This window comes from Seohaeicola nanhaiensis (assembly GCF_042654245.1).
GTDB classification, from domain to species: Bacteria; Pseudomonadota; Alphaproteobacteria; order Rhodobacterales; family Rhodobacteraceae; genus Seohaeicola_A; species Seohaeicola_A nanhaiensis.
On sequence record NZ_JBHSGI010000009.1, the window covers coordinates 117,656 to 132,389 of the forward strand.

General features: G+C 66.3%; 17 protein-coding genes and 1 tRNA gene. 7 read left to right on the forward strand and 11 right to left on the reverse strand.

The genetic code is table 11. The features are described from left to right. Window positions 1-56: 56 nt before the first annotated feature. Window positions 57-875, reverse strand: coding sequence for a methyltransferase domain-containing protein (locus ACFO5X_RS10895; RefSeq protein ID WP_380717471.1), 819 nt, complete (start codon window positions 873-875; stop codon window positions 57-59). A 17-nt stretch (window positions 876-892) separates the two neighbouring features. Between ACFO5X_RS10895 and ACFO5X_RS10900 the strand changes: the two genes are divergently transcribed. Genes ACFO5X_RS10900 through ACFO5X_RS10915 form a run of 4 tightly spaced genes read left to right on the forward strand, consistent with a single transcriptional unit; the run spans window position 893 to window position 3,200 of the window. Next, window positions 893-1,618, forward strand: coding sequence for a ComF family protein (locus ACFO5X_RS10900; RefSeq protein WP_380717472.1), 726 nt, complete (start codon window positions 893-895; stop codon window positions 1,616-1,618). A gap of 37 nt (window positions 1,619-1,655) precedes the next feature. After that, window positions 1,656-1,913 (forward strand): glutaredoxin 3, encoded by a 258-nt coding sequence (gene grxC, locus ACFO5X_RS10905; protein WP_380717473.1) that lies wholly within the window; start codon window positions 1,656-1,658, stop codon window positions 1,911-1,913. Next, complete coding sequence (locus ACFO5X_RS10910) at window positions 1,913-2,743, forward strand: carbon-nitrogen hydrolase family protein (RefSeq protein WP_380717474.1); 831 nt, start codon at window positions 1,913-1,915, stop codon at window positions 2,741-2,743. Before grxC ends, ACFO5X_RS10910 begins: the two co-directional genes overlap by 1 nt. A gap of 13 nt (window positions 2,744-2,756) precedes the next feature. Next, complete coding sequence (locus tag ACFO5X_RS10915) at window positions 2,757-3,200, forward strand: MarR family winged helix-turn-helix transcriptional regulator (RefSeq protein WP_380717475.1); 444 nt, start codon at window positions 2,757-2,759, stop codon at window positions 3,198-3,200. 1 nt (window position 3,201) lies between these two features. Here ACFO5X_RS10915 and ubiG read toward each other — a convergent pair whose 3' ends face one another. After that, window positions 3,202-3,948, reverse strand: a complete 747-nt coding sequence (gene ubiG / locus ACFO5X_RS10920) for a bifunctional 2-polyprenyl-6-hydroxyphenol methylase/3-demethylubiquinol 3-O-methyltransferase UbiG (RefSeq protein ID WP_380717476.1) — start codon at window positions 3,946-3,948, stop codon at window positions 3,202-3,204. 49 nt (window positions 3,949-3,997) lie between these two features. Here ubiG and pip point away from each other — a divergent pair, with 49 nt between their 5' ends. Together pip and ACFO5X_RS10930 are read left to right on the forward strand one after the other, a co-directional pair. Further along, window positions 3,998-4,981 (forward strand): prolyl aminopeptidase, encoded by a 984-nt coding sequence (gene pip, locus ACFO5X_RS10925; RefSeq protein ID WP_380717477.1) that lies wholly within the window; start codon window positions 3,998-4,000, stop codon window positions 4,979-4,981. Then, entirely contained in the window at window positions 4,978-5,781 is an 804-nt protein-coding gene (locus tag ACFO5X_RS10930; protein WP_380717478.1) for a periplasmic substrate-binding domain-containing protein, read from the forward strand. Before pip ends, ACFO5X_RS10930 begins: the two co-directional genes overlap by 4 nt. A gap of 4 nt (window positions 5,782-5,785) precedes the next feature. On the opposite strand, the gene ACFO5X_RS10935 is transcribed toward ACFO5X_RS10930, so the two are convergent. Continuing rightward, the gene (locus ACFO5X_RS10935; RefSeq protein WP_380717479.1) at window positions 5,786-6,682 is read right to left on the reverse strand and encodes a LysR family transcriptional regulator; all 897 of its coding nucleotides are present in this window, start codon (window positions 6,680-6,682) and stop codon (window positions 5,786-5,788) included. Between the two features lie 95 nt (window positions 6,683-6,777). Between ACFO5X_RS10935 and ACFO5X_RS10940 the strand changes: the two genes are divergently transcribed. Continuing rightward, window positions 6,778-7,677: a Rossmann-fold NAD(P)-binding domain-containing protein gene (locus ACFO5X_RS10940; protein ID WP_380717480.1), complete on the forward strand. Its 900-nt coding sequence runs from the start codon at window positions 6,778-6,780 to the stop codon at window positions 7,675-7,677. On the opposite strand, the gene ACFO5X_RS10945 is transcribed toward ACFO5X_RS10940, so the two are convergent. The 8 genes from ACFO5X_RS10945 to ACFO5X_RS10980 form a co-directional block, all read right to left on the reverse strand. Further along, a complete protein-coding gene (locus ACFO5X_RS10945) occupies window positions 7,674-8,507 on the reverse strand; it encodes a hypothetical protein (RefSeq protein ID WP_380717481.1) in 834 nt (277 codons plus the stop codon). The two genes, ACFO5X_RS10940 and ACFO5X_RS10945, sit on opposite strands and share 4 nt — an antisense overlap. A 450-nt stretch (window positions 8,508-8,957) precedes the next feature. Continuing rightward, a complete protein-coding gene (locus ACFO5X_RS10950) occupies window positions 8,958-9,848 on the reverse strand; it encodes a cation diffusion facilitator family transporter (protein ID WP_380717482.1) in 891 nt (296 codons plus the stop codon). A 139-nt stretch (window positions 9,849-9,987) separates the two neighbouring features. Beyond that, window positions 9,988-10,063, reverse strand: a tRNA-Thr gene (locus ACFO5X_RS10955). A gap of 53 nt (window positions 10,064-10,116) precedes the next feature. Beyond that, window positions 10,117-10,743, reverse strand: coding sequence for a hypothetical protein (locus ACFO5X_RS10960; protein WP_380717483.1), 627 nt, complete (start codon window positions 10,741-10,743; stop codon window positions 10,117-10,119). A gap of 8 nt (window positions 10,744-10,751) precedes the next feature. Next, complete coding sequence (locus ACFO5X_RS10965; protein WP_380717484.1) at window positions 10,752-11,045, reverse strand: hypothetical protein; 294 nt, start codon at window positions 11,043-11,045, stop codon at window positions 10,752-10,754. After that, window positions 11,038-11,790 (reverse strand): TIGR04255 family protein, encoded by a 753-nt coding sequence (locus ACFO5X_RS10970; protein ID WP_380717485.1) that lies wholly within the window; start codon window positions 11,788-11,790, stop codon window positions 11,038-11,040. The genes ACFO5X_RS10965 and ACFO5X_RS10970 overlap by 8 nt, the downstream gene beginning before the upstream one ends. A 216-nt stretch (window positions 11,791-12,006) precedes the next feature. After that, window positions 12,007-13,473 (reverse strand): heme biosynthesis protein HemY, encoded by a 1,467-nt coding sequence (locus ACFO5X_RS10975; RefSeq protein ID WP_380717486.1) that lies wholly within the window; start codon window positions 13,471-13,473, stop codon window positions 12,007-12,009. A 10-nt stretch (window positions 13,474-13,483) separates the two neighbouring features. Next, a complete protein-coding gene (locus ACFO5X_RS10980) occupies window positions 13,484-14,728 on the reverse strand; it encodes a hypothetical protein (RefSeq protein WP_380717487.1) in 1,245 nt (414 codons plus the stop codon). Window positions 14,729-14,734 lie beyond the last annotated feature (6 nt).

Genomic DNA, 14,734 nt, shown 5'->3' on the forward strand with positions numbered 1-14,734 from the left:
AAGAGGGTCCTCGTGTCCGTGGGGATGGGGGTCAGATATCCGGTTCTGGGGTCGCGTCAATCGGGCAGCCGCGTTTCCGGCACGCGCAGGGCGTCGGCAAGCCGGGCCTTGGCGGAACCGGGCCGGAGCGGTTTGGGCTGGCTGTCGTCGGGGGCCCAGCCGGTGAGGCAGATCAGGTCGAAGGTGGCGGGCAGACGGCCCTGCGGGTCGGCGAAATGGTCGGTGTAGAGCCTTTGCGCCAGATCGAAGACCGCGCGCCGGGTCGGGCTGCGGCGGCGCGCGGCGAGCACATTGGTTTCGGCCATGGCGCGCAGGTCGTGCATGAGGTGGGTCAGGTCGCGGTAGGAGGCGGTGAGCGGCACGCTGTCGGCCACGGGAAGTGCGAGGCCCGCGCGTTGCAGCAGCGCGCCGAGGTCGCGGATCTCGGCCATCGGCGCGACGCGGGGGGAGAGGCCGCCGGTCAGGCGCGACTCGGCCTCGCCCAGCGCGGCGCGCAGCTGGTGCAGGGTCTGGCCGCCGAGCAGCACGGCGAGGAAGAGGCCATCGGGGCGGAGCGCGCGGCGACACTGGATGATCTGGCCGACGGGATCGTTGGCCCAGTGCAGGCACATGGCGTGGACGACGAGATCGTGGCTGGCGGGCTGAAGGTCGAGCACATCGCCGTCGGGCACCAGCGCCGCGCCGGGCAGGGCGTCGTCCCAGATCGCTGGGAAGGGCGTCACCACGGCGGGGGACGTAAACGACCTGTTAACCATCGACAGGCGATCCTGAACCTCGTCGCGGGCGGCCTCGTGCAGGAACAGCGCCTCGGGGCGCGCGCGGGCGCGGCGGGTGGTCAGGGCGGGCCGGTCGAACAGGGCGGGGGGCGTGGTCATGGCGGGAACCTAGGCGCATGCGCGCGATCTTTCAAACGGCGACGCGGCTTTTGTTTCCCTCACGCTGCGTCGGCTGCGGCGCGCTGGTTGAAAGCGACTTTGCGCTTTGCCCAAGCTGCTGGCGCGCCACGCCTTTCATCGGCGGCACGGTCTGCGACGCCTGCGGCGCGCCGCTGCTCGGGGCGGGTGATTCGCACCGGGTTGAATGCGACGACTGCATGCGGACGTCCCGGCCCTGGGCGCAGGGGCGGTCGGTGCTGATCTATCGCGACAAGGCCCGCGAGCTGGTGCTGGCACTGAAACATGGGGACCGGCCCGAAGTGGCGCGGCTGGCCGGGCCCTGGCTGGCGCTGGCGGCGCGGCCCCTGCTGCGGCCCGATCTGCTGGTCGCACCGGTGCCGCTGCATCGGTTCAAGCTGCTGCGGCGGCGGTATAATCAGTCGGCCCTGCTGAGCCGGGAGCTGGCGGCGCGCGGGATGGCGCATTGCCCGGACCTGCTGGTGCGGCGGCGGGCGACGGCCAGCCAGGACGGCAAGAGTGCCGACGAACGGTTCGCCAACCTGGAGGAGGCCATCGCGGTGCATCCCCGCCGCCGCGCCCTGCTGGAGGGGCGGCCAGTGCTGATCGTCGACGACGTGATGACCTCGGGCGCGACCCTTGCGGCCTGCGCGCGGGCCTGTCTGGCGGCCGGATCGGGCGACATCTTTGTCCTGGCACTGGCGCGCGTGACCAAGGAACACTAGGTTCCGTCGTGAACAGGACCAGATACCGGGGTCGGATATGAAAAACGTTGAAATCTACACCACGCAGCTGTGCGGATATTGCCATGCGGCCAAGCGGCTGCTGTCGCAGAAGGGCGTGAGCTTTGCCGAGGTCGATGTCGGCGCGGATCCGCAGCGGCGGGCCGAGATGACGCAGCGCTCGAACGGCGGGCGCACGGTGCCGCAGATCTTCATCGGCGGGACGCATGTGGGCGGCTGTGACGATCTGTACGAGCTGGAACGCGCCGGCAAGCTTGACGCGATGCTGGCGAACTGATGCGGACGGCGCTGATCCAGCTGTCGTCGGGCGACGATCCGGTGGCCAATCTGGACTCTGTGCTGGGCTATATGGACCGCGCCCATGCCGAGGGCGCGCGGTTCATGCTGACGCCCGAGGTGACGAACTGTGTGTCGACCAGCCGGGCGCGGCAGAAGGAGGTCCTGCAGAGCGAAGCCGAGGACATCACGCTGAAGGGGCTGAGCCAGCGCGCCGGGGAGCTGGGCGTGTGGCTGCTGATCGGGTCGCTGGCGCTGAAGACGGACGATCCTGACGGGCGCTTTGCCAACCGGTCGTTCCTGATCGGGCCGGACGGGACGGTGCGCGCGCGCTATGACAAGATCCACATGTTCGACGTGGAGGTGACGCCGGAAGAGACCTATCGCGAATCGGCCGGATTCCGGCCCGGGACGCGGGCGGTTCTGGCCGAGACAGATTTTGCCAAGGTCGGCATGACGGTCTGCTACGACATCCGGTTTCCGGCGCTCTATCAGGCGCTGGCGCAGGCGGGGGCGACGGTGATGACCGTTCCGGCGGCGTTTTCGCCGGTGACGGGCGCGGCGCACTGGCACAGCCTGCTGCGCGCGCGGGCCATCGAGACCGGGTGTTTCGTGCTGGCCCCCGCGCAATGCGGCGAGCACCCGGCCACCGAGGGCAAGACGCGACGGACTTACGGGCACAGCCTGGCGGTGTCGCCCTGGGGCGAGGTTCTGATCGACGGCGGCACCGCGCCGGGTTTTCATATTCTCGATCTGGATGCTACGCTGGTGGACGAAGCGCGCAGAAAGGTTCCGTCCCTGTCCCATGTCAGGAAGTTCGACGGCCCCTGACAGGGAATAGCGGATGTCCGACGATTACAATACGCTGGCCGTGGCGCTGTTCAGCGAGATCCTGACGGCCGACCAGCTGATGCGGAACCGGCTGAGCAAGGTGCTTCCGAAGGGCATGGAGATCTCGCATTTCTCGGTGCTGAACCATCTGGCCTTTTCCGGGGGCGAGCGCAGCCCGGCGCAGCTGGCCGAGACGTTCCATGTGATGCGCGGGGCGATGACCAATACGCTGAACAAGCTGGAGTGGGCGGGGTATGTGCACATTCGCCCCGATTGGGACGACGCGCGGCGCAAGGCAGTGGCGATCAGCCCGGCGGGACGGCAGGCACGCGATTATGCCGTCGCCTCGCTGGCGCCGATGATCAACGAAGTGGTGGGCGATCTGGGCGCCGAGAAGGTGCGCACCGTTCTGCCGGTGCTGCGCGAGCTGCGGGCGCGGCTGGAGCGCAAGGACTGAGCTATTCGGGCCGAAGGCTGGCGGTGACGTAGTTCACCGAGAGGTCGCGGTCGGAGAGCCGCCAATTCCACGACAACGGGTTGAAGACAAAGCCCTTGCGGTCGACCGGGCGCAGACCGGCCTGTTCGAGCAGGGCGAAGAGTTCGTCGGGGGTGATGAACTTGGACCAGTCGTGGGTGCCGCGCGGGAGCCAGCGCATCACCACCTCGGCCCCGACGATCGCCATGGCATAGGACTTGGGATTTCGGTTGATCGTCGAACAGATGTGCAGCCCGCCGGGTTTCAGCAGGTCGTGGCAGGCGGTAAGATAGGCGAGCGGGTCGGCGACATGTTCGACCACTTCCATGTTCAGCACGACGTCGAAGCGTTCGCCGGCCTGCGCCAGCGCCTCGGCCGTGGTGTTGCGATAGTCGATGGTCAGGCCCATCTGCGCGGCGTGGACCTGGGCCACGGGAATGTTGCGCTCGGCCGCGTCGGCGCCGACCACCTCGGCGCCGAGACGCGCCATCGGTTCGGACAGGAGCCCGCCGCCGCAGCCGATGTCGAGCAGGCGCAGACCGGCGAAGGGCGTTTTCGTGGTCAGGTCACGGTCGTATTCGGCGGCGATCTGGGCGCAGATATAGTCCAGCCGGCAGGGGTTCAGCATGTGCAGCGGCTTGAACTTGCCCGTCGGATCCCACCAATCGGCGGCCATCGCCTCGAATTTCGCGATTTCGGCGGGATCGACGGTCGTTTGTGACATTGGCATTGCGGACTCCGCGTGATCTTTTGTTTGCAGACGACTATATAGGGCTTTGATGGACAGACACCCGGATCAAAAGCGCGCAGTACAGTATCTTTACCCGCCGGTCGATCCGTTCGACCAGCGGATGCTGGACGTGGGCGACAGCCATCACATCTATGTCGAGCAATGCGGCAACCCCGATGGCGCGCCTGTCGTCATCCTGCATGGCGGCCCCGGCGGCGGGTGCAGCCCGGCGATGCGGCGGTATTTCGACCCGAGCGTCTATCGCATCGTGCTGTTCGATCAGCGCGGCTGCGGGCGGTCGCGGCCCCATGCCTCGGTCGAGAACAACACCACCTGGCATCTGGTGGCGGATATCGAGGCGATTCGCGCGGTGCTGGGCATCGAGCGCTGGATCGTCTTCGGCGGCAGCTGGGGCGCGACGCTGGCGCTGATCTATGCGCAGACGCATCCGGACCATGTGACCAACCTGATCCTGCGCGGCGTCTTCCTGATGACGCAGTCCGAGCTCGACTGGTTCTATGGCGGCGGCGCGGGGCGGTTCTGGCCGGAGACCTGGGAGCGTTTTGTCGCGCCGATCCCGGAGGAGGAGCGGGGCGACCTGATCGCCGCCTATCACCGGCGGCTGTTTTCCGGGAACATGGTGCAGGAAACCCAGTTCGGGCGCGCCTGGTCGGCCTGGGAGAATGCGCTGGCCTCGATCCATTCGAGCGGGTCTTCGGGGGAAAGCCCGGGGGATTATGCCCGGGCCTTCGCGCGGCTGGAGAACCACTATTTCACCAACCGGGGGTTCCTGGAGTTCGACGGCCAGATCCTGGCGCATATGGACCGGATCGCCCATATCCCCGGCGTCATCGTGCAGGGGCGCTACGACATGATCTGCCCGCCCAAGGGGGCGTATGATCTGGCGAAGCTGTGGCCGAAGGCCGAGCTGAAGATGGTGCGCAATGCCGGGCACGCGCTGAGCGAGCCGGGGATCAGTGCCGAGCTGGTGCGGGCGATGGACCAGATCGCCGAAGCGCGGGGGCTGAAATGACCCGGCTGGATCGCCGTGCTCTGTTCACCTCGGGCGCCGCCGCGGCGCTGCTGGCGGCCTCGGGCCTATCGGCGGATGCGCGGCCGCGGGCGGGCGGGACATTGAAGCTGGCGGTGCCGCGCGATGGCAGCCTGGCGCGGGTGGCCGAGGGCGCGGCGTTCGACCAGCTGACCGAGATCGCGCCGGATGGCACGCTGCGGGGCGAGCTGGCGCTGTCGTGGCGGGGCAGCGAGGATGCGCGGCGGTTCAGCTTCCGGCTGCGGCGCGACGCGCGGTTTCACGACGGAACGGTCTTTGCCGCGCGCCATGCGACCGAGATGCTGGGCGCTGTGCCCGGCGTGCGGGCGGTGCACCTCGAGTCGGCCTTCGATCTGACGGTGGAGCTGTCGGCGGCGAATTTTCAACTGCCGCTGGATCTGGCCGACCCGGCCCACGCGATCCGCCGCGATGGCATGGGGACCGGGGCCTATCGCATCGCGCGCATGGACGAGGCGCGACATCTGCTGGCGCTACGGGTCGAGGATCACTACAAGGCCGGCGCCGCAGGCTGGGCCGACCGGATCGAGGTGATCGTGATCCCGGATGCGCGGGTGCGGGCCGAGGCGCTGCGCGGCGGCTATGTCGATCTGGCCTATCTGCCGGAGGCCTCGGGGCTGATCGGGCAGGGCGAGTTCCGCTATCATCCGAGCGCCGACGATATCGCCATCGCGGCGCGGGCCGGTGTGGGCATTCCGCGCCAGATCGGCAATCGCGCGCCGCTGGACGACGGCCGCATCGCCGAACGGTGGTGGGTGGCCTGAAGGCCTAGGTTTTTGCGGCGAGCAGGCCTTCGGCCAGCAGGTCCCACACCCGCCGGATGCGTGGGGTCTGGCGCATGACTGGATGGGCGGAGAGCCAGATTTCCAGCGGGGGTATTGCGATGTTGAGGTCGATTTCCTCGACCGAGGGGTCGGAGCGGCCCACGGAGCGCTGGGCAAAGCCGATCCCGCAGCCGGCGCGGACCAGTTCCCAGTAGGTGGCCTGGTTGTCGCAGCGGACGGCAAAGCTGTCGAGCGTGACGGGCCAGCCAAGGGCGCGCATGGCGCGCACCATCAGTTCGTTGGTGTCATAGCCGACCATGTCGAGGTCGAGCACATCCTGGGGCGTGGCGGGCCGACCGACGCGGTCAAGATAGGATTTGGCGGCGAAGATGCCGATGGGGAGGTCGGTCACATGCCGTGTGACGATATCCATCTGGGTCGGGCGGAACATGCGCAGGGCGATGTCGGCCTCGCGGAAGAGCAGGTTTTCGCTGCGGTCCGAGGGGACCAGCACCAGCGAGATGGCGGGCTCGGCCGCGCGGATCCGGGCGAGGATCGGCGGCAGCAGGTAGTGCGAGACGAAGACCGAGGCGGTGAGGCGCACGGTGCCTTCGAGGCGCTGGCTTTGCCCCGCCGCGCGCAGGGTGAGGGCGTTCATCGCGCCGTGCATCTCTTGCGCTAGCGGCAAGAGGGACTCGCCCAGCGCGCTGAGCCGCAGGCCACGGGCATGGCGTTCGAAGAGCTTGGCGTCGAGCGCCTGTTCCAGCGCCTGGACCTGACGGCCAAGCGTCGGCTGGCTGCGCCCCAGACGCGCCGCGGCGGCGGAGAGCGATCCGGTCTCGGCCACGGCGACAAAGACCTGGATCAAGGACCAGTCGAGGGAGGACAGGGTATTATCCATTCGCAGATGAATAGCAGGCCTGCGGATTCGGGCAATATCCCCGGGGTTGGTGAATAGCTATCTGTCTTGCATCACGGACTGGAAAGGACCTCACCATGACCCACACCGTTCTCATCCTTGGCGCCACGGGGCGTTTCGGGTCGGCCGCCGCCGAGGCCTTTGCCGCGGCCGGCTGGAGCGTGCGCCCCTATGACCGCGCCTCGGGCGATCTAACCCGCGCGGCCTGGGGCGCCGATGTGATCGTCAACGCCTGGAACCCGGCCTATCCGGACTGGCCGAGCCAGGTGCCGGGGCTGACCGACAAGGTGATCAAGGTCGCGCGGCAGACCGGGGCGGCTGTCATCATCCCGGGCAACGTCTATGTCTTTGGCGAGCAGACTCCCGCGCCCTGGTCGGAAGAGACGCCGCACGCCGCCGCCAACGAGCTGGGCCGCATCCGCGTTGCATTGGAGGCGGCCTATCGCGCGGCGGGTGTGCGCACCATCGTCCTGCGCGCGGGGGACTTCATCGACATCGGCGCGACGGGCAACTGGTTCGACCGGGTGGTGACGGCGAAACTGGCGCGGGGGGTGGTGCAGTATCCGGGCAATCCCGAGATCCCGCACGCATGGGCCTATCTGCCCGACATGGCCCGCGCCGCTGTGATGCTGGCGGAGATGCGCGAGACGCTGCCAGCCTTTGCCGATATCCCGTTTCCGGGGTTCACCCTGACCGGCACCGAACTGGCGGCCGCGCTGTCGCGTACGCTGGGCCGACCGCTGCGGCTGAAACGCTATCCGCTGCTGCCGCCGCGCCTCCTGTCGCCGCTCTGGCCGATGGCGCGGCGGCTGGTCGAGATGAGCTATCTCTGGCGCACGCCGCACTGGCTGGACCGTGCGCGGTTCGACGCGTTGCTGCCGGAGTTCCGCGCGACCCAGCTGGAGGCGGCACTGGCCACGGCGGTGGGGTCGGAGGCGGTGGAGCGGCCGGGTGCCGGTGTGGGCAGCGAGGCTTAGGCGGTCTGCATCGCCTCGGCGCTGGCGTAGACCCGGCGGCGCTTTTCCTCGATCAGCTCGGCAATCCGCGCCATCGCCATGCCGCGCATGATCATGCTGGCCGGGAGGAAGGCCCAGGCACTGAGCAGCCAGATGCGGGTTTTCGGATCGACCATCGACAGCGGTTCGAAGGAATCCGAAAACAGCTTGATCGCGGCCGGCACAATGAAGGGCGCGAGGAAACCGACGATGATGTTGATCTTGCCGTCACGGTGGAGGCGGCGGACCACATCGCCGCCCGTTGTCGGATCGAACAGCGGCAGGTTCACCCAGACATTGAAGGCGCCGCTGCTGGTGGGCCAGCCCATCACGCGCACGGCGAAGAGGAAGGCGAGAACGGTCAGCACGGCGATCACATAGCAGACACCGGCGGCGACGCGCACGCTGTCGACCGTATGCGCCAGTGCGTCCGAAGGCAGCATGAGCACGGCCAGACGCACCGGCGAGTAGGGGAAATCGGCCAGATGCCCGATCAGCCCGCCCAAGCCGGCGAGGAAGGTGGTGAGGCCGGTCGGCGCAAAGCTGTTGCGGGTGATTAGCGTCACGATCAGCAGCATCGACAGGAGCGCGATGAAGCGCAGCCGGTTCAGCGGCGGGGCGTCGCGGAATTCGATGAAGCTGGGAAATTCGGTATTGTATTCGGCGAAGGTGAGCGCGCCGGCGAGGATGGCCAGAAGGGCGATCATCTCGGAAGGATCCGCAATTCCACCGGGCAACAGCAGGGATGGCGTCGCCACCAGCATTGCCACCAGCAGCCCGCGAACGGCTGCGCCTGCGATCCTTGCGATCACTGTCCGATCCCCTCAATCTGGACGGTTCCGGTGCTTTGCCGACCCCTGTACCAGTTGAATCCACCCGAATTAGGGCGGTATGCCTCATTTTGGCCTTATTTGTGCCGTTATTCGAATGGTTCCTCAAGTCGTGCTGGCAGGTCACCGCAGCTTTGGGGCAAAAACATGGACAAACTGGTGCGTCTTTGCATCAATTTGCGAGCATCCTAGGTGACTGTCCCGATCCGGGCACCAAATCTGGTAAATGGCTGGTTGGTCCTGTGACGCTCGCGCATCCGGACCTCGCGCGATTGTTCCCGCTTGCGGGGCGATCGCGGGACCGGCGCGGCGATTGATCGGACCGCAGGGTCAACCTCTGCGGAAATGTGGCGAAGGCGTGGCCGCGATCCGGGCCGCTCTCGGCGGCTGGGTGGCCGGGTCACGAAGATGCTGCAAAAGCGCCATCGCGGCTCAGTCCAGAACGATGATGCCGGAATGTTTCTGCTTGTGCTCGGGTTCGACGTGAATGGTGATTTTCGACCCCTGGATTTCCTTCTTCAGCACGGCTTCGACCCGGTCGCAGATCTCATGGGCGTCAAACACCGTCATGTCGCCCGGCACGACGAGGTGAAAGTCGATGAAGGTCGCCTTGCCCGCATGCCGGGTGCGCAGGTCATGGGCCTCGACCGCGCCACCGGCCTCGGCCGAGATGATGCCGCGGATCGCATCCAGCGTCTTTTGCGGGACCGCCTCATCCATCAGACCGCTGAGCGACTCGCGCACCACCTTTGAGCCCGACCAGAGGATGTTGACCGCGACGACCGCCGCCATCAGCGGGTCGAGGATCCACCAGCCGGTGACGATGGCGACCAGCAGGCCCAGCGCCACCCCCGCCGAGGTGACCACATCGGTAAACAGGTGCCGCCCGTCCGCCACCAGCGCAGGCGAGCGCAGCCGGCGCCCGCGCGTGACCAGCACCCAGGCCCAGAGCGCGTTGATCACCGTCGCGCCGCCGTTGACGATCAGCCCCTCGACCGGCAGGTCCAGCGACACCGGGTGCAGCAGGTTCAGATAGGCCTCGCGCAGGATCAGCAGGGCTGCGACGATGATCATCACGCCTTCCAGCACCGCGCTGAAGAACTCGGCCTTGTGGTGGCCATAGGGATGTTCGGCATCGGCCGGCCGCGCCGCGATGCGGATCGCGATCAGCGCGGCAATGGCGGTGGCGACATTGACCGTGCTTTCCAGCGCATCCGAATAGAGCGCCACCGACCCGGTGATCCACCAGGCCAGGAACTTGATCCCGAGCACGAGAATGCCGACGAAGACGCTGCCGATGGCGAGCCGGATGGTGGTGGACACGGCGCACTCCCGCATGGACCGGAAAGGTCTGTCTAGTCCCCGGTCGGGAGTTTGACAACCGTGGGCGGCCGGGGGGATCCATTACGGAGGGTGGTCAAAGGGATGCGCCACAGGCCCGGCTGATGGGTTTGGGAACAGGTGGTGCCGCTGAAGGGACTCGAACCCCCGACCCCATCATTACGAATGACGTGCTCTACCAGCTGAGCTACAGCGGCGTCCCGGTGCAGCGTTTAAGCTTTCACCGGAAACAACGCAAGCTGAAACTCCGCTAGACCGTTGCCGCTCGCATTGATCGGTCAACGTTCTCTTGAAGACGGCAGAAGTGGACCGAGAGTTTGAAGACAAAAAGATAGAAGCCGGCCATGCTTAGGGTGAAGACCTTTTCTGCCGCCTGCCGGTGGGCTTCGACCGGCATCGAATGGAGGTCGTCAAGTAGTGCGACGTACTCTTCCTCGAGCGGACCGCTTGCCGGAAGATAGAAGATACTCGTGACAGACTGTGCCCGGATCGCTTGAAGGCGCCCTTCAATCTGCTCCGCTCTCAGTCCGTGTTCCTCGAAGCGAGCCTTGATCCTCGCCAACTTGACGAGCGGTGCGAAGGTCACTTTCGGTGGCAACACGCGCTCGTTTTCGGGGGAAATGTCGCAGGAATTCGAGAGAACTATGCCGCGCGTAAGATTTTGCGCTCCTGACGTGAAAGAGAACACCTGAAAGCCGCGCCAACCGTCACCCTGAAGCATAGTATTTGCGTGCGGGTCACCGCCTGCCGGGAAGAAGTACCCGTCAGTAGCACCTTCGCTCAGCGCCTTGAGCCCCTCGACTAGCTCCTTACGGGCCGGTTCGGCCGTGAGGTAGTAGGGAATTTGTTGACGAAGTGCTTCCGGGTCTAAGGCCATCTTAGGGATTATGCCTCGTAGAGGCTTTCGACATCGCTAAAGATCGCGGCCTCGAACTCAGCACCGAGACGCTCTTGTCGTTGTGCAAAGACATCATAAAGCGCGCCGATTTGCCGCGCAAAGTCGTCAATCGCTGCCGTTCGGGGAAGATTCGCCATGAAGTCACTGTAGGTGCCACCCACTTGGTAGACTTGATACGCCTCCGTTCGCGGGGGATATTGAACCTGCCCGGCGAACATAATCGCGCCAACTGCGGCTGCGAAGGTGGTCGTGGTTGGCTTGGTCGCCACTAAGTCAATCATATTTGGGCCCCATTTCATCGACCGTAGCTTCGGTCAAGCAACTGAAAAACTTGATTTTGTTTTCGGTTCGCAAAGTTTCAACGGCCTCGCCGAGGTTTTCGGCAAAGGTTCGGAAGTCAGGAAACTGTATTGGGCGGATAGAATCGATGTCGACTACAGCACCAGATACTAGTTTCCCATCTGCCATTTTGCCTTTTGCGCCCGTCACAACCGACATGATGTGCAAGGTTTCGCCTTCAGTCCTGTGAACCTGCACAGACACGTGGTCATCTTTGACGTCTACATCGCCCACTCGGATCGCGAGATTGATCTTTTGTATCTGCTCCGCCACTGTCGGGGCCTGGATCAGGTTGACGTACTTCAGGGAATAGCGCTCGATCGGGCCAGAAATCCCGACCTGAGAAACCTTGTCTACGATGTCCAAGATTGCATCTTTGAAGCGAGGCCACTTGGGATAGGGAAGTTTACAGGCAATCACCACGTTACGGCTCCCGAACGAAATCGCGAATTCCCGCCAATGAAGTCGTATAACTGGAGCAAAAGCTAGATTTGGCTCGCTTACTCTGATCGGTTCCGGAATGTCGGCAGTTGCGAGACGCTCAAGTGTTGGTCTTGGACCAAGCTGATTAAATAGGATGCCAGGCAGAAGGTCCGCCAAGTGGGGATTGCCACCTAAGCGGACTTCAAAAACCGCATCGACCAGTGGCTCGCGCTCAAGAATTGTCGGCAGTCTTCTTTCGGACACTTCGCCCTCCACTTCGAATCGCAATGTAGCCCCAGCCCGAATCACAGGCAAGGACTCAAGGCGCCCACTGAGTCAATACCGAAACTTTTTTAATTTTTTGACTCCCATGCGGTGAGCTATGTATGCTCCAACTTGGGGACCGCAATTGTGTAGACGTCGCCCACCAGCCATGCCTTGTCACATGAACCAATGGACGTATTTTTACAGGGTTTAGGGCTAATTTGCCGGGGGCTTCGGGGGTTCTTGGGAGTCGTCCTCGGGCATCAGTTCGGCGTCGGGGATATCGGGCACCGGGGCGACCGCCGGAGTGCCCGCGATCAGGGGCAGGACGGCGATGCCGGTGGCGGTGGCGACGTCGGAATGCTGCGGGGCGCGCCAGCTGAGCGTGTCGAGGCCGTGGCAGTTGTCGCAGATCGGCTGCCAGTCGGTGTGGATGTGCTGGCAGTTGTCACAGATCCATTGCGGGCCGCGCGGGGCGTTCAGCGCGCGGGCCAGCCAGCCGTTCACCACCGCGTCCGAGGCGCCCTCGCCGCGTTCGATGGCGGCCATCAGGGTGAGCGCGCGGGCATCGGCGCCCGGGGCGGTGGCCAGATCGCCCAGCGCGCGGCGGGCGGCGGGGAAATCTTCGGCCACGAGGTTCAGCTCGGCCAGGAGCAGCTTGGTTTCCGGGTTCTCGGGGTGAAGCTTGGTAAGCAGCTGGAACCGCTTGAGACGCGCCTCGGGGGTTTCTTCGGGTTCGATCCGGGCGAAGGCGGCGGCGAGGTCGGGGTGCGGCTGCGCCTCCCACGCCTTTTTCAGGATCCGCACGGCGTATTTCGGCTGGCCCTTGGCGACATAGCCGCGGGCGGCCAGTGCGGCGGCGGGGACGAGGTCGGGCGAAAGGCGGTTCGCCTCGATCACCTGTTCGCGCTTTTCCACGCTGGTCTGGTCGTCGAGCAGTTCGCGCGCCTCGGAAAGCGCCAGCACCGCCTCGCGGCGGGTGTAGACATCGCGCGGCAGGGTGCCCGATTTCAGCTTGGCGCTGAGCGTGCTGCGCGCGCCGGCCCAGTCATGGGCCTGGGCCTGAAGCCGCAGCAGGACGTCCTGCGTTTCTTCATGGCGCGGTTTCAGCTGGAATGCCTTTTCGGCGAGCTTGCGCGCGGTCTCGGTGTCGCCCTCGGCCAGTTTCTGGCGCAGGATGCCGCGCACGCCGACAAAGCGGGTCGCGTCGTCGGCGATCAGCTGCTTGTAGGTCTCGGCGGCCTTTTTGGTGTCTCCGGCCATCTCCGCCGCCTGGGCGGTCAGCAGGTTGGTCAGCTCGGGCTTGCGCAGGTATTTCTCGGCACGGGCGGCCTTGTGCATCGCCACGCGCCCTTCCCCCGAGGCGAGCGCCATGAGGCCATCGGCCAGCGCCTGATAGCCCTTGCGCTCGCGGCCGCGGTCGAAATAGCGCGAGACGGCGGTCTCGTCGCCGCTGAGAAAGCGCAGGACCGCCACGGTCAGCGACAGCAGCTTGAGCAGCAGCCAGAGCGCGACCAGCAGGGCCAGCAGGCCGATCACGGTTTGCAGCGGCCCGAGGGTGTATTCGATGCCCGCGAAGGTCACGCGCACGCCCCCGCCGGCCTCCATCAGATAGCCCGCGCCCAGCGTGAGGGCGGCGATCAGGGCGACGAAGACCAGAATCTTGATCAGCGACCAGAGCATGGGAGTCCCTTCACTTCGAGGTCAGCGATTGCGCGAGCGTGTCGGCGGCGGTCATGGCGGCCTGGCGGCGCTGGGCCTGGGCGATCCAGTCGGCCAGCGGCGCCTTGGCGACGTCGGGCAGCGCGTCGAGTTCGGTGAGCGCGGTGTCGATCCGCCCTTCGGTCACCGCGGCCTCGGCGCGCGACAGGATCGCGTCGGGGTCGTTGCCAGCGCGCGGTTCGACCGAGCGGGCGCCGAACTGGCGGGCGAGGAAGGCGCTGAAGCCGGGGGTGTCACCCTTGCTGGCCTCGCGGGCGGCGGCCAAAGCTTCCCGTGCGGCGTCGGGGAAGGCGGCGCGCAGGACCGCGAGCGTCGGGACGCCGGTTTCGGCGGAGTCGGCGAGCGGCGCGGGCACGTCGAGACCGGCGGCGCGCAGCGCGTCGAGCTGTTCGGCGTAGGGCGCGCCCTCGGTCAGGGCGGTCTGGAGGCGGGTCAGGGCGTTGCGCTGGGTGGCAAGCTGGCGCGACTGGTCTGCCTCGGCCTCCATGCTGCGGGCCTGGGAGATGTAATTGTCGACCTCGGCGCGCTGGGCTTCGAGCGAGTCCTTCATGCGGGTCAGCTCGCGTTCGTAGGCGTCGATGGCGCTTTGCGAGACGCCTTCGCTGATCGGGCGTTTTTCCAGTTCGTCGATGCGGGACTGGAGGTCGGACTGGGCCGAGGTGAGCGCCGTCATCTTGTCGGCAAGCGGCTCGACCTGGCCGGCGAGGCTGTCGATGCGGCTGTCGAGCGGGGCGATGTCTGGCATCTGCACCGCGCCGAGCTGGTCGCGCAAGGCGGCGATTTCGGCGGTCTGGTCGGACAGCCGGTTTTCGAGCGTGGCGAGCTGTGCAGAGTAATCCGGCTGGCGCCAGTCCGCGGGCAGCAGCGGGTCGAGCAAGCCGGCCTTGCCTGCGACGAAGCCGATCACGCCGGCAGCGACACCACCCAGAAGCGCCGCGCCAAAGCCGCCACGGGCGGGGGCGGGCTGGGCCGCGGCCACGGTTTCGGGGGCGGCTTCGGGCGGATGGTCCTCGACCCTGGGCCTTGCGTCCTCGACGGGGGGCTCGTCGTCAGGCTCGGTTGCGGAAACGTCGGGCATGGGCGGTCCGATCGCCGGCACATCCTCGACCAGCGGGGTATCCGCAGGCGTGTCCGTGCCGGACTCCGTGATCACCGGCTCGCTGCCGGCAATGGGCGCGTCGTCGATATCCGGTTTGGACTTTGGATCGTTTGCCACCTGAAA

Coding starts and splice junctions, on each gene's coding strand:
- ACFO5X_RS10895 (WP_380717471.1), bottom strand. CDS start 875: ATGACCACGCCCCCCGCCCTGTTCGACCGGCCCGCCCTGACCACCCGC.
- ACFO5X_RS10900 (WP_380717472.1), top strand. CDS start 893: ATGCGCGCGATCTTTCAAACGGCGACGCGGCTTTTGTTTCCCTCACGC.
- grxC (WP_380717473.1), top strand. CDS start 1,656: ATGAAAAACGTTGAAATCTACACCACGCAGCTGTGCGGATATTGCCAT.
- ACFO5X_RS10910 (WP_380717474.1), top strand. CDS start 1,913: ATGCGGACGGCGCTGATCCAGCTGTCGTCGGGCGACGATCCGGTGGCC.
- ACFO5X_RS10915 (WP_380717475.1), top strand. CDS start 2,757: ATGTCCGACGATTACAATACGCTGGCCGTGGCGCTGTTCAGCGAGATC.
- ubiG (WP_380717476.1), bottom strand. CDS start 3,948: ATGCCAATGTCACAAACGACCGTCGATCCCGCCGAAATCGCGAAATTC.
- pip (WP_380717477.1), top strand. CDS start 3,998: ATGGACAGACACCCGGATCAAAAGCGCGCAGTACAGTATCTTTACCCG.
- ACFO5X_RS10930 (WP_380717478.1), top strand. CDS start 4,978: ATGACCCGGCTGGATCGCCGTGCTCTGTTCACCTCGGGCGCCGCCGCG.
- ACFO5X_RS10935 (WP_380717479.1), bottom strand. CDS start 6,682: ATGGATAATACCCTGTCCTCCCTCGACTGGTCCTTGATCCAGGTCTTT.
- ACFO5X_RS10940 (WP_380717480.1), top strand. CDS start 6,778: ATGACCCACACCGTTCTCATCCTTGGCGCCACGGGGCGTTTCGGGTCG.
- ACFO5X_RS10960 (WP_380717483.1), bottom strand. CDS start 10,743: ATGGCCTTAGACCCGGAAGCACTTCGTCAACAAATTCCCTACTACCTC.
- ACFO5X_RS10965 (WP_380717484.1), bottom strand. CDS start 11,045: ATGATTGACTTAGTGGCGACCAAGCCAACCACGACCACCTTCGCAGCC.
- ACFO5X_RS10975 (WP_380717486.1), bottom strand. CDS start 13,473: ATGCTCTGGTCGCTGATCAAGATTCTGGTCTTCGTCGCCCTGATCGCC.